Genomic DNA, 1,108 nt, shown 5'->3' with positions numbered 1-1,108 from the left:
CGCCGGCCGGGAGGTCGGTGAGGCGCTGGTCGCGCTGAACTGCACCACGGCCGAGTCGCTCCAGGTGTCGGTGGAGGTCGTGGGCAAGGGCCTGCTCGGGATGTCCGCGCTCGCGCCGCCGGAGAAGCTGCGCGACCGGGTGGTCGACGTGATCTCCTCGCTCTCGGCCGGTTTCGTCGACCGGGTGCGGGCGTCCACCCTGGCCCAGCAGGAGCAGCTGGGCCGCTCGCTGTACAAGGCGATGCGCGAGGCGCAGGTGGAGCTGCGGTACAGCGAGGCCAGGTTCGAGCTGCTGGAGCGGCACCTGTCCACCGGCATCGCGACCGCCGACCCGGACGGCACGCTGGTCCGGTCCAACGGGGCGCTGGCCCGGATCGTGGACCGCTCCCCCAGCGGCTTGGCCGGCTCGTCGCTGTTCGACCTGGTGCACCCTGACGAGCGGGCCGCGATGCGGGCGGACTTCGCGCAGCTGACCGAGGGCGGCACGGCGTCGATCACCCAGCCGCGCCAGTTGCTGCGCGCGGACGGCGACCTGGCCTGGGTGACGCTCACGCTGTCGCCGTTGCGCCGGGACGAGGGCCGGTCCCAGGTCATCGTGCTCGCGGAGGACGCCACCGACGTCAACCTGCTGCAGGGCCAGCTCAATCACCAGGCGCTGCACGACGTGCTGACCAGGCTGCCGAACCGGCAGTACTTCACCAGCAGGCTGGAGCAGGCGTTGCGCACGGCCGACCCGGGTGCCGGCGTCAGCGTGTTCCACCTCGACCTCGACGGGTTCTCCCGGGTCACCGGCGGGCTCGGCCGCGAGGTCGATGACCACGTGCTGAAGGTCGTGGCCGGCCGGTTGGAGGCCGTGGTGGCCGAGGAGGACGCGATGGTGGCCCGGTTCGGGCACGACGAGTTCGCGATCCTGGTGCGCAACTCGTCGACCCCGCCCGACGTGGTGACGATGGTGCGGCGGATCAACGACGTGCTGTCCGCGCCGTTCCGCTCCGGCGGCGAGCGGGTGGCGGTGTCCGCGACGATCGGCGTGGTGCACCGGCCGCCGCGCGACTCCGCGCCCGAGGACCTGCTCGACTCGGCCGACCTGGCGCTGCGGCGGGCCAGG

The 1,108-nt window shown here is 73.2% G+C and carries 1 protein-coding gene; it reads left to right on the top strand.

What is annotated here, in order from left to right; genetic code table 11:
• Nucleotides 1–1,108 (top strand): sensor domain-containing diguanylate cyclase (locus AB0G02_RS41775; RefSeq protein WP_360806591.1); only part of this gene is annotated, 1,108 nt, incomplete at both ends.

Source organism: Actinosynnema sp. NPDC023658 (genome assembly GCF_040639995.1).
Classification (GTDB): domain Bacteria; phylum Actinomycetota; class Actinomycetes; order Mycobacteriales; family Pseudonocardiaceae; genus Actinosynnema.
Note: the sequence above shows the minus strand (reverse complement) of the source record. Positions and strands in the feature narration are given on the sequence as shown.